This window comes from Rhodococcus sp. 852002-51564_SCH6189132-a, assembly GCF_001665495.1.
GTDB lineage: Bacteria > Actinomycetota > Actinomycetes > Mycobacteriales > Mycobacteriaceae > Rhodococcus > Rhodococcus pyridinivorans.
In genome coordinates this window covers 66386-87608 of record NZ_LZMJ01000056.1, presented here as the reverse complement: position 1 = coordinate 87608, position 21223 = coordinate 66386, and the positions used below count along the sequence as shown (strand labels likewise).

At 71.3% G+C, this 21223-nt stretch carries 3 protein-coding genes; 2 read left to right on the top strand and 1 reads right to left on the bottom strand.

The genetic code is table 11. From position 1 onward, the window contains the following. Positions 1-119: 119 nt before the first annotated feature. Positions 120-18899 carry an amino acid adenylation domain-containing protein gene (locus tag A5767_RS13360; RefSeq protein ID WP_442978760.1) on the top strand — a complete coding sequence of 6260 codons (18780 nt, stop codon included), beginning with the start codon at positions 120-122 and terminating at the stop codon, positions 18897-18899. After that, positions 18899-20650, top strand: coding sequence for a polysaccharide biosynthesis tyrosine autokinase (locus tag A5767_RS13355; protein WP_064852492.1), 1752 nt, complete (start codon positions 18899-18901; stop codon positions 20648-20650). The genes A5767_RS13360 and A5767_RS13355 overlap by 1 nt, the downstream gene beginning before the upstream one ends. Here the strand turns inward: A5767_RS13355 and A5767_RS13350 are convergent. Beyond that, positions 20621-21136 (bottom strand): arsenate reductase/protein-tyrosine-phosphatase family protein, encoded by a 516-nt coding sequence (locus A5767_RS13350; RefSeq protein ID WP_024101937.1) that lies wholly within the window; start codon positions 21134-21136, stop codon positions 20621-20623. The genes A5767_RS13355 and A5767_RS13350 overlap by 30 nt on opposite strands. Between the last annotated feature and the right edge of the window lie 87 nt (positions 21137-21223).

Here is a 21223-nt window from a genome sequence, read left to right as displayed (position 1 = left end):
AAACTTCTGCACGGTGATCGTGACCGTGGAGTTGGGAGGCTCCGTCCACGATCGCATGACAGGGGAGGGTTCTGCACTTCCCGTGTCCTGAATTGTGTCGGGAGGACGAGGGGAGCGTGGTGCATCTACTTCCGCTGTCCCCGAGTCAGCGGGGCCTGTGGTTCGCGCAGCAACTGAATCCCGACATACCGTTCACCACGGCGCAATACGTGGAGTTCCGTGGCGATCTCGACGCGGACCTGGTTCGGGACGCCTGTAATCAGGCTGCGCGCGAGGTCGAGTCAGGCACTCTCGTGCTCGTCGAACAGGACGGCAAGCCGTTCCAGAAGGTCGTCCCCGATATCGAGGACGCGCCGCGTTATCTGGACCTGCGGTCCGAGAAGGACCCGGAAGCTGCAGCTCATCGCTGGATGACCGAGCAGTACACGAAGCCCCTCGACCTGCTGAGCGACCGGCTCATCGCCACTACCGTGCTGCGCATCGCGGACGACCGCTATTTCCTGTCGAGCTACGTCCACCACATCGCGCTCGACGGGCAGGGCGCGGTCAACATGCTCAACCGCGCCGCCGAGCTGTATTCGGCGTGGGTCTCCGGCTCCGAGGCGCCGCCGCTCGAGGCAATGCCGATTGCGGACATTCTCGATGTCGAGGCCGCCTATGTGGGTTCGAAGCGTCAGGACATCGACCGCCAGCACTGGCTCGAGCGCCTCGCCGACCTGCCCGAATCCGTGTCGTTCGTCGACCACGAAGCGCCTCTCGGGGTGCCGGCGCGCCGGGCGAACTCCGAACTCGACGCCGACACCGCGGCCGCGGTCTCGGCGCTCGCCCACGACGCGAACTCCACCGACGTGCCGATCGTCCTCGCCGCGTTCGGCGCGTTCCTCGCCCGGACGACGGGTGTGGTCGACGTCGTGCTCAGCCTGCCCGTCTCGGCGCGCACCACTGCCGCGTTGCGTCGGTCCGCAGGCGTTCTTGCCAACGTCGTGCCGTTGCGCCTGTGCGTGGATTCGGCCACCACACCCGTCGAACTCATCCGCGACGTGCAGGTGGAACTGAGCAGCACCCTGCGCCACCAGCGCTATCGGTACGAAGACATGCTCGCGGATCTGCGCAGCCTCGGCCGCTCCCGCGACGAGGCGGCGAGTCCGTTCGGCCCCACGGTCAATCTGATGATGTTCCATCCCGAGATCGCCTTCGGCGACGTGACGGGGGAGTACCACCACCAGTCCAGCGGTCCGATCGACGATCTCGCCGTCAACGTCTACCCGGGCGTCGCCGGCCGCACGATGCGCGTCGATTTCGAGGCCAACCCCAATCTCTACAGCGACGAACACCTCTCGTCGCTGCACAGCCGTTTCCGCGGATTCCTGAAGGAGTTCGTGCAGAACGCGGGCGTCGCGGTGGGCGATCTCGCCCTCGCCGAGCCAGCCGAACTCGACGGCCTGGCTCCCGCCCGCGGACGCACCGCGCCCGAGCCGGAACTGCTGCCCGACGTCCTCACCCGCCACGCCGCGAGCGCCGCCGTCGCCGTCGTGGACGGACACGACAGCATCACCTACCGCGAACTCGACGCTCGCTCCGATGCGCTTGCTCATGCGCTGGTCGCGGCCGGTGCCGGACCCGAAAAGCGCGTCGCGGTACTGCTGCCCCGCTCCATCGATTCGGTGGTCGCCCTGTGGGCCGTCGCCAAGACCGGCGCCGCCTACACCCCGCTCGACCCCGAACTTCCCGCCCGTCGCCTCGAGCAGGTGCTGCGCGACGTGCGGATCGCCGTCGCCCACGACCATCCGGTGCTGCCCGAGCACGTCACCCGCCTCGCGCCGCGAGCCGACGGATCCGGCGAGACCTTCACTGCCGAGCATCGCCTGCGGCCGCTGCACGTCGACAACACGGCGTGGGTCATCCACACCTCCGGTTCCACCGGCACCCCGAAGGCCGTCGCGGTCGGCCATCGCGGTGTGTCGGCGCTCGTGTCGACGCTGCGCGATCGCTACCGCGCCGACGAGACGTCGCGCGTGCTGCACCTCGCGTCGCCGTCTTTCGACGCGTCGCTGCAGGAACTGCTCCTGGCCTTCGACGCCGGCGCGACTCTGGTGATCTGCCCGCCCGACGCCGTCGGCGGACCGGCGCTGGCAACCCTGCTGCGCAACGAATCCGTCACGCACGCGATCACCGCACCGGCGATCCTCGCCGTCACTCCCGATGACGGCCTGCCCGACCTGCAGGTTCTCGACGCCGGTGGCGAAGCACTGCCGCAGGCCGTGGCCGACCGCTGGTCCACCGGCCGCACCATGCTCAACGCCTACGGCCCCACCGAGACCACGATCCTCGCGACGCTCAGCGACCCGCTGCAGCCCGGCACGGGCGTGCCGATCGGCCGGCCGATCGACGGCACCACCGCCGTCGTCCTCGATGCCCGCCTGCATCCCGTGCCCGCCGGCGTGATCGGCGAGCTGTATCTCGGGGGACCGGGCGTCGCGCGCGGCTACCTCGGTGCACCGGCCCTCACCGCCGAACGCTTCCTCGCCTCACCGTTCGGTGGCCGCATGTACCGCACAGGTGACCGCGCCCGCTGGACCATCGACGGCCACCTCGAATTCCTCGGCCGCGCCGACCAGCAGGTGAAGATCCGCGGCTACCGCATCGAACTCGGCGAGATCGAAGCCGCGCTCGTCGCCTTCGACGAGGTGCAGGCCGCGACCGTCACCGTCCACGGCGAGCACATCGCCGCCTACATCGTGGGCGACGTCGACCCCGCCGACCTCACCGTCCGTCTCGCCGACGAGCTGCCCACCTATCTGCGTCCGTCGTCGATCACGGTGCTCGACGCGCTGCCGCTCACGCCGGGCGGCAAGGTCGACCGGCGCGCGCTGCCCGCACCCGAGCGCGCCGTGGCCGTCGGATCGCGGCCGCCCAACGGCCCGACCGAGAAGATCGTCGCCGAGTTGTTCGCCGAACTCACCGGCATCGACGACATCGGCGCCGACGACGACTTCTTCGCGCTCGGCGGTCACTCGCTCGGTGCCGCGCAACTCGCTGCCCGTCTCGGTGCCGCACTGGGCCGCGACGTGCAGCTGCGCGACGTGTTCGCCCACCCGACGGTCGCCCGACTGGCGGCCGCTGCGGCGACGCGACCCGAATCGGAATCGCGCCCCGTCGTCACCCCCGACACCGGGCCGTCGCCGCTCGCCCCCGCGCAACGCCGACTGTTCCTGCTCGCCCGGGCACACGGCGACCCGGCCGCCTACCATCTGCCGTTCGCGTTGCACCTCGACGGCGCACTCGACCTGCCGGCGCTGCAGGCCGCGGTGGTGGACGTCCTCGACCGGCACGAAACCCTCCGCACGCTGTTCCGCCTCGAACTCGACGGCCCGGTGCAGGACGTGCTGCCGCTCGACCGTGCCGTCGCCGGCCTCGCTCTCGAACCCGAAGCGGCCGCCGGCGACGTCGAAGCGCTCATCACCGAGTGGGCAGCCGAACCGTTCGATCTCACCGCGCAGATCCCGTTCCGGATCCGCCTGCTGCGACTCGCCGACGACAAGCACGTGCTCGCCGTCGTCGCACATCACATCGCGCTCGACGGTGCGTCGTTCGTGCCGCTCACCGCCGACGTCGCCACCGCCTACCTCGCCCGCACGGCCGGGGAGGCGCCCGCGTGGACGCCGCTGCCGCTGCACTACCGGCACTACGCGCAGTGGCACCTCGATCGCCTCGGCGATCCGACAGCGCCCGACACTCGCGCCGGTCGCGAGATCGACTACTGGACACGCGCACTCGACGGCCTCGCCGACGCCGCGCCGCTGCCCACCGACCGTCCCCGCAACGGTGGCTTCGGTCCCGCTGCGGCCGTGGACTTCACGGTGCCGGCCGAGCAGGTCGCGGCACTGCGGTCCGTTGCCGCCGCGCACGACGCCACCACTTTCATGGCCGTGCACGCCGCCGTCGCCGTGTGGCTCGCCGCCTGGACCTCCGGCCACGACATCGCCATCGGCACCGGAACGGCTGGTCGCGACCATCCCGACCTCGACGCGCTCGTCGGCATGTTCGTCGGCACCGTCACCCTGCGAACGAATGTCGACCCGGCGCAGCCCTTCACGTCGCTGCTCGTGCAAGCCCGCGACACCGACCTCGACGCCTTCGCGCACGCCACCGTGCCGTTCGACTACGTCGTCGACGCCCTCGGTTTCTCGCCCTTCCACGTGATGCTCGCCTACGACAACGTGGACGTGCCCGACCTCGAACTGCCCGGCCTCACCGTGCGACCGCAGGAGATCGCCTCGTCGCAGGCACGATTCGACCTCGAGATCTCGCTGCGCGAACTGCGCGACGGATCGCTCACCGGCCGCCTCGTCTACGACACGAAACTGTTCGACGACGACACCATCGCCCGCTGGGTGACCCGCCTGAGCGGAGTGCTCGAGCAGGTCGCGCAGCATCCGTCGCTGCCCGCCGGCGATCTCGACCTCGGCACGCTTTCCGTCGAACCGGCCGAGCCCGGCCCGGAGGCGACCTTCGCCGAGATCATCGACCGGTCGCCGACCTGCGTGACCGAACCCGGTGGACAAGCCGTCGAGATCCGCACCGCGGCGCGCCCGCTCGCGTGGACGCTGATCGAGCGGGGCATCGGTACGGAAGACCGCGTGGCCGTCGTGCTCCCGCGGTCGACGCGGTCGGTGCTCGCCGCCGCGGCCGTCGCGCTGAGTGGCGCGGCCTTCGTGCCCGTCGACCCCAACCAGCCCGCCGCACGCATCGCCCAGTTGCTCGGCGCGTCCGGCGCGCAGTACGCGATCGTCGACGGCGACGTCGCGCTGCCCGACGGGGTCGAGCCGATCGCCTTCACGGTCGAGGGCGACACCCGCCCGATCGCCGACGCGGATCGTGTGCGGCCGCTGCACGTCGACAACACCGCCTACGTCGTCTACACCTCCGGCTCCACCGGCCGGCCCAAGGGCGTGGTGGTCTCGCACCGCGGACTCGGCCCGCTCGCCCAGTCGTTCGTCGAACGCTTCGACCTGCCCACCATCTCGGACACCGCAACCGACGCACGGGTGCTGCACTTCGCCACCCCCGCCTTCGACGGCGCGGTGCTCGAATACGTCCTGGCGCTCACCTCCGGCGGCACGCTGGTGGTCGCACCCGCCGACCTGTTCGGTGGCGACGAACTCGTGGAACTGCTTCGCACCGAAGGCATCACCCACTGGTTCTCGACGCCCTCGGTGCCCACCCAACTCGACCCCACCGGACTCGACGCCCTGCGCACCATCGCGATCGGCGGCGAGGCATGGCCCGTCGAGACCGCCGAACGCTGGGCACCCGGCCGCACCCTGCTCAACGTCTACGGACCCACCGAGACGACGGTGCTCGCCACGTCGAGCGAACCCTTCGCACCCGGCGACCGGCTCACCATCGGCACCGGCCTCGTCGGCGTCACCGCGGTGGTGCTCAGCGAACGCCTGCGGCCCGTGCCCGAGGGTGTGACCGGCGAGCTGTATCTCGGGGGACAGGGCGTCGCCCGCGGATATCTCGACGCACCCGCGCTCACCGCCGACCGGTTCGTCGCCAACCCGTTCGACACCGGACGCCTCTACCGCACAGGCGATCTCGTCCGCTGGACGGGACACGACGACGACCGCGCCCTCGAATTCGTCGGCCGCAGCGACCATCAGGTCAAGATCCGCGGCTTCCGCATCGAACTCGGCGAGATCGACGCGACCCTGCAGGCCCACCCGGGCATCGGCACCGCCGTGACCGTGGTGCGCGGCGACACCCTCGCCACCTACGTGCACAGCCGCAACGGCCGCCTCGACCCGCACGAGATCCGCGAATGGGCCGCCGAGCGTCTGCCCCGGCACATGGTGCCCGCGACCGTCACCGTGCTCGACGCGTTCCCGCTCACCAGCACCGGCAAGATCGACCGCGCCGCGCTGCCCGAACCGGAGGTCGCCGCGACCCGCACCGACGGATATCGCAGCGCCACCGAAGAACTCGTCGCCGGTGTCGTCGCCGACCTGCTCGACCTGCCGAGCGTCGCCGGATCCGACGACTTCTTCGCCGTCGGCGGCAACTCGCTGCTCGCGACCCAGCTCGCCGCGCGTCTGCGGGGAGTCGCGGGTCGCCGGGTGGGTGTGCGCGACATCTTCGAGCACCCCACCGTCGCCGAACTCGCGAACCTGCTCGCCGAGGAACCCACCGGCGAGCACCTGCCGCTCGTGCACATCGACGACGACAGCGACGCCCCGCTCGCACCGGCGCAGCAGCGCATGTGGCTGCTCAATCGGTTCGACGTGGCCGACGGCATCGACGGCGGCGACCACATCGCCTTCGCGCTCGACCTCGACGCCGAGACCGACCTCGACGCCGTGCGCGCGGCCGCCGCCACCGTGCTGGCCCGCCACGAATCGCTGCGCACGGTCTTCCCCGACAGCCCGTCCGGCCCACGCCAGCACGTGCTGCCGACGGTGACGCTCGACCTCGAGCCCGTCGACGCCGGCACCGATCTCGATGCGGAGCTGACCGAATTCGCTCGCGCGCGTTTCGATCTCACCGTCGACCTTCCGATCCGCCCCCGGCTGTATCGGACAAACTCCGGCTACGTGCTCGCCGTGGTGATCGATCACATCGCCGCCGACGGCTTGTCGCTGCTGCCGCTCGGACGTGACGCCGTCGCTGCCTACCGTGCCCACCGCGACGGGGAGACGCCGGAGCTGCCGGCACCGTCGGTCACCTACCGCGACTACGCGCGCTGGCACCGGGCCGTGCTCGGCCACGAGAACGACCCCGACAGCCTCGCGGCACGGCAGCTCGCCTTCTGGAAGCAGACCCTCGACGACGCGTCGCCGCTGCTCGCGTTGCCCACCGACCGTCCCCGCAGCGCGGCGACCACCGGTACCGCGGGTCGCGCGAGTTTCACGATCCCCGCCGAACTGCACGCCGCGGTCGACAAGCTCGCCCGCGCCCACGACGTCACGCCGTTCATGGTGATGCACGCGGCCTTTGCGATCTTGCTGTCGGCGCTCGCCGCCACTGACGACGTCACCATCGGCACGCCCGTCTCCGGACGCAGCGACGCCGCGGTCGACGACGTGGTGGGCATGTTCGTCGGCACCGTGCCGCTGCGGTTGCGGGTGCATCCGCGCCGCACCTTCGCCGACCTGCTCGCCGATACCCGTCGCGCCGATCTCGACGCCTTCGCTCACGCCGACGTGCCGTTCGATCGGATCGTCGACGCGGTGGGTGCCGGCACCGACGCGCACCACCCGTTGTTCCAGGTCATCCTGGCGTACGAGTCGTTCTCGCTCGACGAGTTCACGCTGCCCGGCAGCTCCACGACGATCCGCGAAATCCCGGTGGGCACGGCCCGCGTCGACCTCGAACTGACCGTCCGCGAACGCCGTTCCGAGACCGGTGTACCCGCCGGTTTGGAAACGGTCCTCACGTACGCGGACGAACTTTTGGATTCGCACACGATTGCGCAGTGGCAGTCGTGGTTCGTGCGTATCCTCGATGCCGTTACCGCCGACCCGGCTGTGTCGGTCGGCGGTATCGAGTTGGGCGACGCCGACCTCACCCCCGTCGGCGTCGCGCAACAACTTTCGGCAGAGTCGCTGCCCGAGCTGGTCGCGCAGCGCGTGGCCGACGATCCGGCGGCCGTCGCCGTGGTGGGGGACGGGTACTCCCTCAGCTACGGCGCGCTGTGGTCGCGTTCGGGCGCGCTCGCCAAACTCCTCCGCGAACGCGGCGTCACCGCCGAGGACGTCGTCGCCGTCGCGCTGCCGCGCACCCCCGAGCTGGTCGTCGCGATCCTCGCCGTCTCCCGCGCCGGTGGAATCTACCTGCCCGTCGACGTCACGCATCCCGCCACGCGACTGCAGGTCCTGTTCGACGACGCGCAGCCCTCGCTGGTCGTCACCGACAACGACTTCACCGACGTCCGCGTGCCGACGCTGCGACTCGACGACCCGGAGGTGGCCGGCCGCCTCGACGACGGCGCCCTGTTCGACTTCCCGCTCGTCGCGGATCTCGGCGCCTACATCGTCTACACCTCCGGCTCCACCGGAACCCCCAAGGGCGTGCAGGTCACGCACCGCAACGTGCTGTCGCTGCTCGCCGCGACCGTCGACGAGTTCGGACTGCGCGCCGACGACGTGTGGACGATGTTCCACTCGCCGGCCTTCGACTTCTCCGTGTGGGAGATGTGGGCACCGCTCGCCACCGGCGCTTCCGTGGTGGTGATCGACCACCTCACCGTGCGCGACCCGGCCGCCTTCGTGGACGTGCTCACCAGCAACCGGGTGACGGTGCTCAACCAGACCCCCACGGCCTTCTACCAGCTCGCCGCCACCGATCACGCGCCGCTCGAAGACCTGCGGCTGCTGATCTTCGGCGGCGAAGCCCTCGACCCCGCGCGCGTGCGCCCGTGGGCCGAACGTCATCCGCATGTGCGGGCGGTCAACATGTTCGGCATCACCGAGACCACCGTGCACGTCACCTCCGGAGACGCCACCGCGACCGGCATCGGTGCGCCGCTGCCCGGTCTCGCCGTGGACGTGCTCGACTCGTCGCTGCGACCCGCACTGCCCGGTGCGATCGGCGAACTGTACGTGCGCGGAGACCAACTCGCGCGCGGCTATCGCGGACGCCCCGGCCAGACCGCGACCCGCTTCGTCGCCGCTCCCGGTGGCACCCGCCGCTACCGCACCGGCGACCTCGGCCGCCGCGACGCCGGCGGTGCGCTGCACTATCTCGGTCGCGCCGACCAGCAGATCGAACTGCGCGGCTACCGTATCGAACCCGGCGAGATCGAAGCCGCCCTGCTGCGCAGCGAAGGCGTGCGCCAGGCCGTCGTGCTGCTGCGCGACGACCGCCTCGTCGCCTATCTCGTCGGCGGCGACGCCACCGCGGCCCTGTGCGACCTGCGACGTAGCCTGCCCGACTACCTCGTCCCGTCGGCCGCCGTGGCTCTCGACGCGCTGCCGCTCACCGCCAACGGCAAGCTCGACCGCGCCGCGCTGCCCACCCCCGACGTCACCGCCGATGGGGGAGCGGCACCGCACGGACCGGTCGAGGAACTCGTCGCGGACGTGTGCGCCGAACTGCTCGGCATCACCTCCGGCACCCTCGGCGCCGACGACGACTTCTTCCACCTCGGTGGCAACTCACTGCTCGCCACGCGCCTCGCCGGTCGCCTGTCGGACGTGCTCGACGCCGACGTCACCGTGAGAGACATCTTCGAGAACCGGACCATTACAGCCCTAACTTCACACATAACCAGTGGAAGCGATAAGCCCTCTCGCCGTGCGCGTCTCGTCGCCGACCCCGACGCACCCGCCCCGTTGTCGGCGGCGCAGCAGCGCCTGTGGTTCATCAACCGCTTCGACCCGGCGTCCCCGAGCTACAACCTGCCCTTCGCGGTGCGGCTCGACGGGACCCTCGACGTCGATGCCCTCACCGCCGCCGTGGCCGACGTGCTCGAACGGCACCGCACACTGCGCACCGTCTACCCGGCCGCCGACGAGTACACCGTGCTGCCCCCGGCACGCCCCGATCTCGACCCGGTGGCCGTGCCGGAGGACGCCCTCGACGAATTCGTCCGCGACTACGCCACCACCGGATTCGACCTCACCGTCGAACCCCCGGCCCGCATGCGGCTGTACCGGACGGCACCGGATCGGCACGTGCTGCTCGTCGTCCTGCACCACATCGCGGCCGACGGCTGGTCGCTCACGCCGCTGCTGCGCGACATCGCCGTCGCCTACGACGCCCGCCTCACCGGCGCGACCCCCGAACTGCCGGTGCTGCCCGTGCAGTACACCGACTACGCGCGGTGGCAGCGCAGCGTCGCCGACGAGCAGATCCCGTACTGGCTGGGCGAACTCGCCGACCTGCCCGACGAGGTGACCCTGCCCGGCGACCGGCCACGCCCCGCACAGCCCACCGGACACGGTGCCGCCCATACCGTCTCGCTCGACGTCGACCTCGTCCGAGGTTTGCACACGCTGGCACGTGAGGGTCACGCGACGGTGTTCATGGTGCTGCACGCCGCGCTCGCGGCGCTGCTCGCGCGGCACGGTGCCGGTCGCGACATCCCCATCGGCACCGCCGTCTCCGGTCGCGGCGACCCGCAGCTCGACGACGTCGTCGGCATGTTCGCCGGCACCCTCGTGCTGCGCACCGACGTCGACCCCGACGCCACCTTCACCGACCTGCTCACGCAGGTGCACCGCCGCGACCTCGCCGCCTACAGCAACCCGGACGCACCGTTCGAGACGCTCGTCGAGAAGCTGCAGCCCGCCCGCAGCGAAGCACGGCACCCGCTGTTCCAGGTGGCGCTGTCGCAGGCACGACCCGTCGCGTCGACCTTCGCGCTGCCCGGCCTGAACGTCACCGCCGCGCCTGTCGACACCGAAACGGTCAACGTCGACGTGCAGGTCACCGTCACCGAGCAGCAGGACGGCATCGACCTCGAATTCTTCTACAGCACAGACCTGTACGACGCCGACACCGTCGCCGGCTACGCCGACCGCCTGCGAACGATCCTGAGCGCGGCCGTCGCCGATCCGGACGTGCGGGTCGGGGAGATCGACCTGCACGGCGACGCCGGCCTGCCCACTGTCGGCGCTGTGCCGGGCGCACCCCGGTGGCTGCGCCAGTGGCTCGCGCAGGGCGCGGCTGCGGGCGGCGAGGAACTCGCGATCGTCGACGGCGACCGCGAACTGTCGTATCCCGAACTGCTCTACTATTCCGACGCTCTCGCCGCGCGTCTCCAGCTCGCCGGGGTGCGCCCGGGTGATCCGGTGGCGTGCGCCTACCCGCGCTCGCTCGAATCCGTGCTCGCCGTGTGGGGCATCATCGGCGCCGGCGCCGCACCCATGCTCGTCGACCCCGCCGCCCCCACCGCGCGCCTGGCCGAGATGCTCGCCGACGTGCACGTGGGAGTCGGTGAAGCGCCGACACTTCCGGCGACCGTGCGGTGGCTCGAGGTGACCTCCGACGACGAGGAACCGCTCGCCGACGTCGTCGATCCCGCACCCGACGCCCCCGCCTACTTCGTCTTCACCTCCGGCACCACCGGACACCCCAAGGCCGTCACCGTCACCCAGCGCGCCGCGAGCGCGTTCGCCGAGGACATCGGCGAATACCTCGCAGCCTTCCCGGGCGATCGCGTCCTGCACGTCGCGGCACCGTCGTTCGACGCCGCGATGCTCGAGATGCTCACCGCCGGCATCTCCGGCGCGACGCTCGTGGTGGCCGACGCCGACAGCTACGGTGGCGCTGCCCTCGGCGACCTGCTCGACAGCGCCGCGATCACTCACGCGGTGATGACACCGTCGACGCTCGCGACCGTGCCGGTGCGCGACCTACCCGCCCTGCGCACGCTCGTGCTCGGCGGCGACCGGCTCACCTGCGAGATCGTCGACCGCTGGGGAGACGGGCGCACCCTGATCAACAGCTACGGCCCGGCCGAGGCCACGATGTTCGTCACCAACTCGCAACCCCTGCGACCGGGCGACGACATCGTCATCGGCACCCCCGTCCGCGGCGTCACCGTCGAGGTCCTCGACGAGCGACTGCGTCCCGTGCCCGCCGGCGTGGTCGGCGAACTGTACGTCTCGGGACCGCGACTCGCGTCGGGCTACCGTCACGCCGCCGCGCGCACCGCCTCGCGGTTCGTCGCCGGACCCGACGGCCGTCGCTACCGCACCGGCGACCTCGTGCGCTGGACCCGCACCGGCGCCCTCGAATTCGTCGGCCGCAGCGACAACCAGATCAAGCTGCGCGGCGTGCGCGTCGAACCCGGCGAGATCGACACCGCCCTCACCGCTCTCGACGGCGTCGAGCGGGCCGTGACCCTCGTGCGCAGCGGTCGCCTCATCTCCTACGTCACCGGCGAGAACCTCGACGGCAATAACCTGGACGACGCAGACCTGCGAGCGCAGCTGCGCACCCTCCTGCCCGCGCACCTCGTGCCCACCGCGATCGTGCCGCTCGCCGCGATCCCGCTCACCTCCCACGGCAAGGTCGACGCCGCCGCCCTGCCCGAACCTGCCGGCGGCGAAGGCAGCGAACCCCGCACGGGGACCGAAGCACTCGTCGCCCGCATCATCGGCGACGTCCTCGGCGACGGCACCACGATGGGACGCACCGACGACTTCTTCGCGGTCGGCGGCAACTCGCTGCTCGCGACCGTCCTCGTCGGACGCCTGCGCGACGAGACCGGCACCGACGTGCCGCTGCGCACCGTCTTCGCGAACCCCACCGTCGACGCACTCGCCGCCGCCCTCGACGCCGGTGGTTTCGATACCGACGCCGGACCCGTCGCCGTGTCGCCGCGACCGGAACGGATCCCGCTCAGCCGCGCCCAGCGTCGCCTGTGGGGACTGAGTTCGCTCGCCCCCGATGCCTACCGGCTGCGCAGCGAGGTCAACCTGAGCGGACCGCTCGACCTCGGTGCCCTGCAGGCCGCCCTCGGCGACGTCGCGCTGCGCCACGAGATCCTGCGCACCGACTACATCGTCGACGGCGACGGCGTGTACCAGCAGGTCCACGAAGCGCCGCGCAGCGACCGGTGGCGCGTGCGACTCGAACGCACCGGCCCCGACCAGCACGTGCTGCACCTCGACGTCGACCATTCGATCGCCGACGGCACGTCGCTGCGGCCGCTGCTGCGCGACCTCACCATCGCCTACCTCGCCCGCGTGAACGGTGCGGCCCCGCAGTGGGAACCGCTGCCGCTGCAGTACGCCGACTACGCCCTGTGGGAAGCCGAACGCGGCATCCCCGAACGCGACCTCGAGCACTGGCGGCGCGCCCTCGACGGACTGACCGTCACCGAACTGCCCGCCGACGCCACCGGAACCGAAACCGGTGCGCGCAGGGTCGACTTCACCGTGCCCACCGACGTACGCGACGCGCTCGCCGACCTCGCCCGCGCCCACGGCGCCACCGAGTTCATGGTGCTGCACGCCGCGCTGTCGGTGCTGCTCGCGCGACTCGGCGGCAGCGACGACATCGCCGTCGCCGCCGTGGTGGGCGGACGCCGCTGGGCGCAGCTCGAAGACCTCGTCGGCCCGTTCCTCGACACCCTCGTGCTGCGCGCCCGCGTGGCCCCCGACATGTCGTTCGCTGGGCTGCTCGGCCAGGTCCGCGACTTCGACGTCGCCGCCTTCGACCACGTCGCCGTGCCCTACGAGCAGCTGCTGTCGGAGCGGCAGAGCGGCGCACCGCAGGTCGCGCTGGCGTTGCAGGACTTCGGCATCGACCCGATCAGCCTGGGAGAGCTCACCGTCGAGGCGCGCGAAGTCCTCGACGACACACCGAAGTTCGACCTGCAGTTCACGCTCGCCCCGCGCCCCGACGGCTACATCGGCACGCTCGTGTTCGACGCCTCCCGCTTCGCCGGCCGCACAGCCGAACTGCTCGTCAGCCGCTTCGTCGCGCTGCTCGGCAGCCTGGCGAGCGCACCCGACAGGACCATCGGTGAAGTGGTCGTCGATGCCCCGGCCGCCGCCCTCGACGGCGGCGAACCGGCCCCGGCACACACACTCGCCGAGATGTTGCGCGCCACCGCCGCCGCCCATCCCGACCGGGAAGCCCTGCGCGGCGAGGGCGAATCGCTCACCTACCGCGAACTCGACGAGCAGTCCGACGCCCTCGCCGAGGAGTTGCGGGCCGACGGCGCGCGGGACGGGAAGATCGTGCGCATCGACGCACCGCGCAGCGTCGACTACATCCGCACCCTGTGGGCCATCACCAAGACCGGTGCGGCCTTCACGCATTCGCGGCAGGCAGGGGAGACGTGCCTGCCCGGAACCGCCTACGTCGTGTCCACCTCCGGCTCCACCGGCACCCCGAAGCGGGTCGCGGTGACGCACCGCGGACTCGCCCCGCTCGCCGCCGAAGTGGCCGAGCGTTACCGGGTCGAGCCCGGAGACCGCGTGCTGCACGGCTATTCACCCGAGTTCGACGCCGCGCTGCTCGAACTGCTGCTCGCCCACACCACCGGTGCGACGCTCGTCGTCGCACCCCCGGACGTCTACGCCGGGCAGGACCTGCACCGCTACCTCGCCGAACAGCGCATCACCCATTACCTGTCGACCCCCACGGTGCTCGGCACCCTCGGCCCCGAGGGACTGCCCGACCTGAAGGTCGTCGCCTCCGGAGGCGAATCGCTGTCGCCGTCGCTCGCCGCGCGCTGGGCCGACGGCCGCGTGATGCTCGACGCCTACGGACCGACCGAGGCCACGATCGTCGCGACCCTCGTCGACATCGAACCCGGCACCCGCCCGAGCATCGGCAAGCCCGTGCCCGGCACCGTCGCCCACGTGCTCGACGCGCGCCTGCGTCCCGTGCCCGCCGGAGGCGTCGGCGAGCTGTATCTCGCGGGTGAAGGCCTCGCCGCCGGATATCTCGACGACCCCGCGCGCACCGCCGAACGCTTCGTGGCCGCTCCCGGTGGTGCCCGCATGTACCGCACCGGCGACCGCGTCCACCGCCGCGTCGACGACACCCTCGGCTATCTCGGCCGCACCGACCGCCAGCTCAAGGTGCGCGGCGTGCGCATCGAACCCGGCGAACTCGAGGCGACGCTGCTCGCCCAGCCCGGTATCCGGCAGGCAGCGGTGGTCGCGGTGAGCGGCACGCTCGTCGCGTTCGCGGCCGGACCGGATCTGTCGGCCGACGACATCACCGCGCGACTCGCGCTCGTCGTGCCGCCGCACCGCATGCCGACCCGCGTGCACGCGCTCGACCAGCTGCCCCTCACGTCCAACGGCAAGCTCGACGTCGCCGCGCTCGAACTGCACGACGCCGCCGCACTCGACGACGACGCGGCCCTCGACCGGCCGCTCACCGATGCCGAGGATCTCGTCGTCACCGTCGCCGAGGACGTGCTCGGTGCTCGCCCGGCCGCGCACCGGGGGTTCTTCACCGCCGGCGGCGATTCGCTGTCGGCCGTCGTGTTCGCCGCGCGACTGAGCGAGACGTTCGGCACCGACGTGCCGGTGCGCGAGGTGCTCGCCGCCCCCACGCTCGCCGTGCTCGCTGCCCGCATCGAATCCGGCGACGACCAGCGCGTCGCGCTGCGGCACTACGACGATGACACCCCGGCACCGATCGCACCCGCGCAGCGCCGCCTCGGCATCGTCGCGCGGGCCGAGACCGGCACCGCCGGCTATGTCGTGCCGGTCGTGCTGACGCTGAGCGGCGACCTCGACGTCGACGCTCTCACCGTCGCGGTGAGCGATGTCGTCGACCGCCACCGCGTGCTGCGCACCGCCTTCACCGACGACGTGCAGGTACCCGTCGACCCGCCGGTGCTCGAACACTCCGCGCCGGAGGACGTCGCCGCGGCCGTGACCGCCACGATCACCACGCCCTTCGACATCACGACGCAGGCCCCGATGCGGATCCGGTTGTTCGACGTCGAACCCGGCCGCTGGGTGCTCGCCGCCGCCGTGCACCACATCGCGTTCGACGGCGCATCCGTCGGTCCGCTGCTCACCGATCTCGCCGTCGCCTACGCCGCGCGTCGCGGGGGAGAAGCGCCGGTCTTCGAGTCGCTGCCCGTCACCTACGGCGACTACGCGCGCTGGCAGCACGAACTGCTCGGCGACGCCACCGACCCGAGTTCGGTCGCCGCGCGCCAACTCGACTACTGGACAACCACACTCGCCGGCCTGCCCGACAGCCCGCTTCCGCTGCCCGCCGACCGGCCGCGTCCCGCGCGGCCGACCCACCGTGGCGCGCAGATCGTCTCGACCCTCGACACCGAGACCCACCGTCGCCTCCGGGACGTCGCGCGCAGCCACGACGTCACCGTGTTCATGCTCGTCCACGCGGTGCTCGCCGCGATGCTCGCGCGTCGCAGCGGACGCACCGACATCGCCGTGGGCACGGCGATCGCGGGTCGCACGGATGCCCGCCTCGACCGGCTCGTCGGCATGTTCGTCGGCACCGTCGTGCTGCGCACCGCCGTCGACCCGTCGCGTCCGTTCACCGACCTGCTGCGCGACGTGCGGGCCACCGATCTCGGTGCGCTCGCGCACGCCGACGTGCCGTTCGACGAGGTCGTCGCCCGTCTCGCGCCGCGCCGCGACCCGTCGTACAGCCCGCTCTTCCAGGTGCTGCTCACGCACCGCGTCGAGGCCGGCGAGGTGCTGCCGCAACTGCCGGATGTGCAGATCGCCGAGACCGACGCCGGGGAACCGGCCGCGCAGTTCGACGTGGTCGTCGAACTCGTCGAGCGCGAGGCCGGACTCGACCTGCGCCTGGTCTATGCGACGGATCTGTTCGACGACACCACCGGCGACGCGATGCTCACCGACCTCGTGGCGATGCTCGCCGCGGCCCTCGCCGAACCCGAGCGTGCCGTCGGCGATCTCGCCGTGCCGGTGCCCGCACCGCTGTCGGCTCCCGCCGTCGCGCCGCGCACCCTGCCCGAGATCTTCGCGACCGCCGTCGAGCAGCATCGCGGACGCATCGCGGTGCGCTCCGGCACCGTCGTCTGGACGTACGGCGGACTCGACGCCCGCGCCGACGAGATCGCCTCCGTGCTCGCCTCCCACGGCGTGCGACGCGGAGACCTCGTCGCGATCGCCGTGCCGCGCAGCGAGTACTGGCCGCTCGCCGTATGGGCGATCACGAAACTCGGTGCGGCATGGGTGTCCGTCGACCTCACCCAGCCCGACGCGCGCAGCGCCGCGATCCTCACCGACTCCGGTGCCCGCATCGGCCTGACCGTCGGCTACCGCGAACTCGGCCACGTGACGTGGCTCGACCTCACCGCCGACCGCAGCATCGACTTCGACGCCGTCGAACCCCCGCGTCCCGTAGTCACATCCGACGACCTCGCCTACACGATCTACACGTCCGGCACCACGGGCACACCGAAGGGCGTCGACGTCACCCACCGTGGGCTCGCGGCGCTGCTCGACGTGCAGACCGCCCTGCTCGACCTCGGCCCGGAATCGCGCGTGCTGCAGGTCGCCTCGCACACCTTCGACGCCGCGGTCTTCGAACTGCTCTCCGCCCACGCGCACGGCGGCGCCCTCGTGATCGCCCCCGACCACACCTTCGCCGGGGAACCCCTGCAGGAGCTGATCGTCGACGAGCGCGTCACGCACCTCAACCTCACGCCCACCGTGCTCGGCACCCTCGACCCCGAGGCATTCGAGCCGACGACGATCGTCGCCGCGGGTGAGACCCTACCCGGTGCACTGGTGGGCCGCTGGTCGCGGCACCGGATCGTCAACGGCTACGGACCCACCGAATTCACCGTCGCCGTCTCGTATTCCGCGCCGCTCACCGATGACGAGAAGCCGAGCATCGGCACGCCTGTCGCGGGAGCCACCGCCTACGTGCTCGACTCGCGTCTGCACCCCGTGCCGCGCGGCACCGTCGGCGAGCTCTACGTGACCGGTGACAGCACCGCCCGCGGCTACCGCTACGAATCCGGACTCACCGCAACCCGATTCGTCGCGAACCCGTTCGACGACGGCGGGTCGCGGCTGTACCGCACGGGCGACCTGGTTCGGATCCTGCCGAACGGGGTACTGGATCACGTGGCCCGCATCGACGACCAGGTGAAGATCCACGGCATCCGCATCGAACCCGCCGAGGTCGACGCCGCGCTGCTGAACCGTCCGGGAGTCGCGGCGGCCGTGACCGTTCCGCATCCCGGACGTGACGGCGACACCGTGCTCGTCTCCTATATCCAGCCCGAGACCGGCACCGCACCCGACACGGCAGCATTGCGTCGCGCGCTCGTCGCCGACCTGCCGCGTCACCTGCGGCCGGTGAGCATCACCGTCGTCGACGCACTGCCGCTGATGGCGTCCGGCAAGGTCGACCGCGCGGCGCTGCCCGCCCCCGACACCGCCGTCGACGAACCATATGTGGCGCCGCAGGGACGCATCGCGCAGACCGTCGCCGCGGTGTTCGCCCGCCACCTCGACCGGCCGATCGACGAGATCTCTGCTGACCGAAGCTTCTTCGACCTCGGTGGCAGTTCCATCGCGGCCGTCACCGTCGCCGGTGAACTGCGCGACGAGCTCGGCGCCGACGTTCCCGTCGAGTGGCTGTTCACCAGCCCGGATCTCGCGTCGCTCGCCGGTCGCATCGACCACGGCCGCAGTAATGACGAACGCGACCCGCTCGGCAGCCTCGTCGAGATCGCCGGTCGCGGTGACGAGAAGCCGCCGTTGTTCTGCGTGCACCCCATCAGCGGACTCGCATGGATGTACGCCGGTTTCGCGCAGCATCTCGACGGCCGTACCCTCTACGGTCTCCAGGCAACGGGCTTCGACGACATTCCGGACAGCATCGGCGAACTCGCCGCGCGGTATGTGGCCGAAATCCGTAAGGTGAGGGCCGATGGTCCCTACCACCTGCTGGGCTGGTCGGTGGGCGGCACCATCGCACACGAGATGGCCGTGCAGCTCCGCGAGCACGGAGAGCAGGTCGGTGCGGTAGTGCTGCTCGACACGCTCACGCCCGAGACTGTGCCTGCCGAGCCCCACCCGACGGCAGAGAACGTACCCGACATCGCCGGGCTGCCCGAAGAACTCGTCGCCGAGGTCCGGCGCCGCACCGACGCCGCCGCGCAGGCCGTCGAAGACGCGGTGCGCCGACACACCCTCAGCGAATACGACGGCGACATCGACCTGGTGGTCGCCGAACCCGATCTCGACCGGCACCCAGATCTCGCCGCCACCTGGCAGCGATATGTGCGCGGTCTCGTCGTCGAACATCCGGTGCCGTTCACGCACTCGGAACTGGCCGATGCGGACGCGGTGCGTGCGATCGGCCCGGTGCTCGACAGCGTGCTCGAGCGCCACGACGACCCCCACACCGCGCCCGCCGGGTGCGCACGCAGTGTTACCGCAACGAGGGAGACGCCCTGATGGAAGTACATGATTACCTGCGAATTCTGCAGGCGAGGTGGAAGATCGTCGCCGTCACGACGGTGGTGGCGGTTCTTGCCGCCCTCGGCGCCTCCCTGCTGACCACGCCCCAGTACGAAGCCAAGACACGCCTGTTCGTGTCGACCTCGTCGGGCGCGTCGGTGCAGGAGATCTACCAGGGCAACCTGTTCTCGCAGCAGCGAGTCACCTCCTACACCGAACTGCTCGAGGGCACCACCCTCGCGCAGCGCACCCTCGACAAGCTCGGTCTCGGCGAGATGTCGGCCGTCGATCTCGCCGGCAAGGTGACCGCCTCGTCGACCCCCGACACGGTGCTCATCGACACCGCCGTCACCGACGAGTCGCCCGAGCGTGCCCGCGACCTCGCCAACGCACTGTCGGACGAGTTCGTCGTCATGGCACGCGAACTGGAGACCCCCGAGGACGGTGGCCCGCCGACCGCCCGCGTGGTGGTCGAGCAGTACGCGGCCACGCCGTCGGCGCCGGTGACGCCGAAGACCACACGGAACGTCGCGCTGGGTCTGGCCGTCGGTGTGCTGCTCGGCATCGCCCTCGCGGTGCTGCGCGATCGCCTCGACAACACCATCAAGGACCGCAACGCCGTCGAGGAGCTCGCCGGCACCGGTGTGGTGGGTGTGATCCCGCTCGAGAAGGCCCGGCACGAAGAGCCGGCGATCGTGTTCGCGGACGCCAACAGCGGCGACGCCGAGGCCTACCGGGAGATGCGGACCAACCTGCAGTTCCTCGAGGTCGACAACCCGCCGCGCGCGATCGTTATCACCAGTTCCCTGCCCGGTGAGGGCAAGACCACCACGGCCGTCAACCTGGCCCTGGTGCTCGCCGAGGCCGGTCACTCCGTCGTGCTCGTCGAAGCCGACCTGCGCCGCCCGCGTGTGACCAAGTACCTCGGCACGCTCGGCGACGCCGGCCTGTCGAACGTGCTCGCACACACGGCTGCACTCGAGGACGTGCTCCAGCCGACGCGCTTCGACGGCATGTGGGTGCTCGCGGCCGGCGGTCTGCCGCCCAACCCGTCCGAGCTGCTCGGTTCCGCGCATGCGCGGGAGGTCGTCGAGGACCTGCGGTCGCGCTTCGACTACGTCATCATCGACGCGCCGCCGCTGCTGCCCGTCACCGACGCGGCGATCCTCACGAACATCGCCGACGGTGCGCTGCTCATCGCGCGTTACGGCAAGACCACCCGCGAGCAGTTCGCGCGGGCCGTCGGCAACCTGCGGGCGGTCAACGCGCCCGTGCTGGGCACGATCCTGGCGCTGACCCCGACCAAGGGACGCGGCACGGCCTACGAATACCGCTACTACTACAGCTCCGACAAGGACGGTGCTGCTCCGGCAGCCGCCCAGACGAGCACGCCGGCGACGCAGCGTGTCGGAGCGCCGGCACCGACCGCACCGGCCGCCCAGCCGGCTGCGCAGGCTCAGACGACCGCGTCGGCACCCGTCGAGGGACCGGGCCGGCCGCAGAACGGTCAGCATCATGTCGAGCCGCCGGCCACGCAGGCCCACCCGGCGCCGAGCAACGACGCCTACCACTACCGCGCTGCGGAGCAGTTCCCGCCGGCGCCGCAGCCGGCATCGGAGCGATACGGCAGCGAGCCCTACCAGGCGCCGCAGGCGTACTCCGCCGCCGAGCCGCTGTCGCGACCCGTGGTGCACGCACCGCGACGCCCGGTGAACGACTCAGGCTCGGAGAGCGGCGAGGAGAGGTAGCAACAGATCGGCGATCTCGGATCCGACCGTGACGAACGTCTCCTCGTCTCGGCCGATCGGGTCGACGATGTCCTCCGGCCCGGGTGCAGACATCTGCGCCCGGGCCGTCGTCAGTTCTGCGATGGTCCGCGCACCGGTGGCGTTCTGCAGCCGGGCGGCCTCGCGCAGCGTGAACGTCACCCGCATCCTGCGCGGTGCGAGCTGGATGACCTTGGCGCGGTGCCGCTCGCTCATCGTGATGATCATGTCGGAGTCCTCCGCGATCGGCGGGGTGATCCGACGCGCAGCGAATCCGTCCGGATCGCCTCCGAGCTGCTGCAACACGAGTGCCGCGGTGGGTTCCATGCCGTAACCGACCATCGCCCGGGTGCCGGCGCTGTGCGCCGAAAGGTCCTCGCGACCGGCCTCGGCCGCGTATGCGGTGGTCAACCTCTCTGCGGTGGGTGATCGGCAGATGTTTCCGGTACACACATAGAGAATCCGCATTCGGCGATCCTATGGGAGACGCTATCCAGGCGCTCAGGAGCCATCTCCGGGGTGCTCGGTCCCGGCGTACGTCATACGAACGGCCCT

Coding starts and splice junctions, on each gene's coding strand:
- A5767_RS13350 (WP_024101937.1), bottom strand. CDS start 21,136: ATGCGGATTCTCTATGTGTGTACCGGAAACATCTGCCGATCACCCACC.
- A5767_RS13355 (WP_064852492.1), top strand. CDS start 18,899: ATGGAAGTACATGATTACCTGCGAATTCTGCAGGCGAGGTGGAAGATC.